Below are 3,616 nucleotides of genomic sequence, written 5' to 3'. Positions count from 1 at the left end.
CAATGGCCGCGTTTGCGCCCAGGGCGAAAAAAATGGATTTCAGCGAATCGGCTTGATGGGACATGACTCCTCGTGGCGTCGTTCTTTTTCGTATCGAAGGAGTGAAAAGAATAGCATTTGCGCAGCAGCCCAATCTGGGCCGGAAAGCCTGCGGCAAATCGGCATATTCGCCGACAGCCGCGTGATTCAGGCGGAACACCTGCGGCCAATCGGCGAACAATCTCTTGTCGAATAAAAACTTACTCGCCGGATGTGTCAGTGCGTTTTCAACGAAAACACGCCCGCTTCCGATCCGACGCAGCGAGCAGGGGCGCTGGAGTTCCCAATCTTCCCTCCTCGGGTGTTATTCCAAATTTGCGTGCCTGGTGCGCATCTGCTCTTCGGGAATCTTCTTGGCATGTATGATGTGGGATACGGTCGCTTCCAACAAGAGCAGCGTGGACAGTTCGAATGTCGTTCCCATCGGCATGCCGACCACTTTGCGATACTGCTCCGCACTGCCGATCCGGAATACGACGTCCGCTAAATCGCCGATCGACGAACTGTCTTTCGTCGTAATCAAGGCGATGTTGGCTCCCATTTCCTTGGCGCGTTTGGTATACGCCATCATCGTCTCGGTTTCTCCGGAGCCGGAAATGACGATGAACAAATCGCCCTTTCGAATGCTCGGCGTGACGACCTCGCCGACGATGTAAGCGTCATAACCGCCGTGCATCAAGCGCATGCCAAAGAACTTCGCAACCAATCCGGAACGCCCCGCGCCCGCGATAAAAACTCGGGACGCCCTGTCCAGCATCGTAGTCAGTCTTGCTTCGTAGTTGGAATCCGTAGACCCGAGCACGCCCGCAAGCTTCGACATGATGAACTTATGATGCTTGCCTTCGACCAGTTCGCGGATCTCCCGCGCGGCATCGGCGGGCGAGGACGCGCCATAGATCGCGGCGCCGACGACGATGATGTCCGCGCCCGTTTTCGCGACTTGGCGAGCCGTCGATTGGTTTATTCCTCCCGCGACGGATATCCTGACCGGCAAGCCTAATTTGGCGATCGCTTGCAAGTCCGCGAACGGCGTTTGCCCAGCGGCCTGCGCATCGAGACCCGTGTGCACGCCGATGATGTGGACGCCCAGCTTGGCCGCTTCCCGCGCGCATGCCAGCTTATCCGGCACATTGATGAGATCGACTTGAACTTCTGCATTATGGGCGTTGGCCGCCTTGATCACGCCTGCGATGGTGGGAAGACCGGACACGCCGAGAACCGTGCAGATATCCGCGCCGGCCGTATAGAAAGGCGCAGCCTCATACTCGCCGGCATCCATCGTTTTGAGATCGACGAGAATCAGCTTGTTCGGAAACCGTTTCTTCAGCTCGGTAACCAGACCGATCCCGTTATGTTTGATGCACGGCGTTCCGATTTCGAAGATATCGACATAGGGCGCCGTAAGACTGGCCAGCCTTAGGGTTTGATCGACGTCTAAGGAGTCCAATGCCAATTGTATTAATGGTTTTGCCATGAATATGTGCTCCGACTGCTTATCGTTGGTTATCGTGTATGCCGCACGGGCCAGCGACCGGTAAGGCCAACGGAATCTCGTTCGCCGGCCGATTCCCCCCGTCGTTGGACTGCCTATGCTAGCAGAGTGCGGATCGTCGGCAAGATGTCCGGTACAGGACGACTCCCATGCGCTCGCGATGATCGACCTAGCGGTTACGACTGCATTGCTCCGCGCATATAGCAGCGATCCTCCGGTACATCGTCATAGTCGCCGCGCAAGAAGGCTTCGCAGTCGGCCAAGGTTCGTTCCAGAGGAACGGAAATCCCCTGAATGCCGGTATGTTCGGCAACCGTGTGGAACGGCTGGCTGAGGTATCTCTGAAGCCTGCGGGCTCGCAGAACCATGAGCCTGTCCTTTTCGGAAAGCTCCTCGACACCCAGCATCGTGATGATGTCCTCCAGCTCCTGATAACGGGCCAGATGCTCTCTCACGGCCTCGGCGACGGCGTAGTGGCGATTCCCCAGAAAATAGCGGTCCATCATCTTGCTGCCGGACAAGAGCGGATCGACCGCCGGATAAATTCCTTTGGCCGCCTGAGCGCGCGACAGGATCACGCGGGTGTCCAGGTGGCCCAGGATGGCATTTACCGCCGGGTCGGTCATATCGTCGGCCGGAACATAAATCGCCTGAACCGATGTAATACCGCCTCTATGGGTCGACACGATTCGGTCCTGAAGTTCCGCAACCTCGCTCGCTAGGGTGGGCTGGTAACCCACCGTGGCCGGCATCCGTCCGAGCAATCCCGAAACCTCGCTTCCTGCCTGCACGAAACGGAAGGCGTTATCCATGAGAAACAAAACTTCTTTACCCAAAGAGTCGCGTAGATATTCCGCATAGGTCAGCGCCGTCAGGCCGACCCGGAACCGTACGCCGGGGGATTCGTCCATTTGTCCGAACACCAGGACCGCGTTACCCATGACACCGGTATTGCGCATTTCATGCCAAAGCTCGTGCCCCTCGCGAATGCGTTCCCCTACCCCGGCAAACACGGAAACCCCCTGATGCAACGCGACGATGGCGTGCATGAATTCCATGATCAATACCGTCTTGCCGACGCCTGCACCGCCGAACAACCCCGTCTTGCCGCCTCGCACGAACGGGCATAAAAGGTCGATCACCTTGATGCCGGTCTCCAGGATACGGCTGGCCGGAACAGCTTCGTGCAGCGCGGCGGGAGGCGCCAAAACCTCTCGAAACTCGGCGTCCGGCAGCGGGCCACCACCATCCAGCGGAGCGCCGAAGACATTCAGGAGCCGTCCCAGGCATTCCGGCGAGACCGGCACCCGCAAGGCGCCCTCGCTGTCGTAAACCGGCATGCCGCGCTTCAAACCTGCCGTCCGGTGCAGGGTGATCGCCCTAAGCCGAGTCGGATCGAGATGCTGATGAACCTCGAATATATAACGCTCGTCGTCTATCGCGGCATACAAAGACCGATGCAAAGGCGGCAAGGACCGGCAGGCGATATCGACCACAGGACCATAGACCTCGACGATATGGCCGATGGGTAAAGGGGTAACTTGTGTTTCCTGAGTGCTCATTGCAAGTTCTGCGACCAAGTTCTAGAGGATCGGCCTGTCGGGCCGACCCTTAGAGCATTTTCATACCGACTGTACGGGCACTCGCGAGTAGGTCGGGAATCCCTCCCAATCGCAAACGGCGTCTTCGGGAGCGCCGAAGCCCCCCTTCCCGACACCACGTCCCGGCCGAGCGTCTTCGTCGGAAGGGTCGCGACTAAAGCGACCGTTTGCGATTGGCAAAGGATTGCCGACTTACGAATGCTTGAATCAATTCACCCGAGCCGAAGGCGCCAACGACTTCCGCCAAGCCTGGTTTGCCGTACGAGCGAGATGAAAACGCTCTAGCATCAAAACCTAAGAATGCCCGATTCGATCCCTACCCGTCGAGCGAATATCTGCCCCGAGCCCGCCTATCTTTCCCTCATTCGAGTTACCCCGGCCGAGCGTCCCGGATCGTGCGGCTTGCCGCGATCGCCTACCGCGTCCAAAGTAAGATCCAAAGATTGGAGGAAGCCTCTATCGAAGCTCCTCGTTTTCGGCGTAA

General features: G+C 58.1%; 3 protein-coding genes. 1 reads left to right on the top strand and 2 read right to left on the bottom strand.

Annotated elements, in window-relative coordinates; genetic code table 11:
- On the top strand, positions 1–235 hold a 235-nt coding region (locus ABJK70_RS21860), incomplete at its 5' end, for a hypothetical protein (RefSeq protein ID WP_347259124.1).
- A gap of 108 nt (positions 236–343) precedes the next feature.
- Here ABJK70_RS21860 and hxlAB read toward each other — a convergent pair.
- A complete protein-coding gene (gene hxlAB / locus ABJK70_RS21855; RefSeq protein WP_156880888.1) occupies positions 344–1,513 on the bottom strand; it encodes a bifunctional 3-hexulose-6-phosphate synthase/6-phospho-3-hexuloisomerase in 1,170 nt (389 codons plus the stop codon).
- Between the two features lie 194 nt (positions 1,514–1,707).
- The gene (gene atpD, locus ABJK70_RS21850) at positions 1,708–3,093 is read right to left on the bottom strand and encodes a F0F1 ATP synthase subunit beta (RefSeq protein WP_347259123.1); all 1,386 of its coding nucleotides are present in this window, start codon (positions 3,091–3,093) and stop codon (positions 1,708–1,710) included.
- Positions 3,094–3,616 lie beyond the last annotated feature (523 nt).

It is taken from the genome of Methylocaldum sp., from assembly GCF_039794385.1.
GTDB lineage: Bacteria > Pseudomonadota > Gammaproteobacteria > Methylococcales > Methylococcaceae > Methylocaldum.
Note: the sequence above shows the minus strand (reverse complement) of the source record. Positions and strands in the feature narration are given on the sequence as shown.

Coding starts and splice junctions, on each gene's coding strand:
- hxlAB (WP_156880888.1), bottom strand. CDS start 1,513: ATGGCAAAACCATTAATACAATTGGCATTGGACTCCTTAGACGTCGAT.
- atpD (WP_347259123.1), bottom strand. CDS start 3,093: ATGAGCACTCAGGAAACACAAGTTACCCCTTTACCCATCGGCCATATC.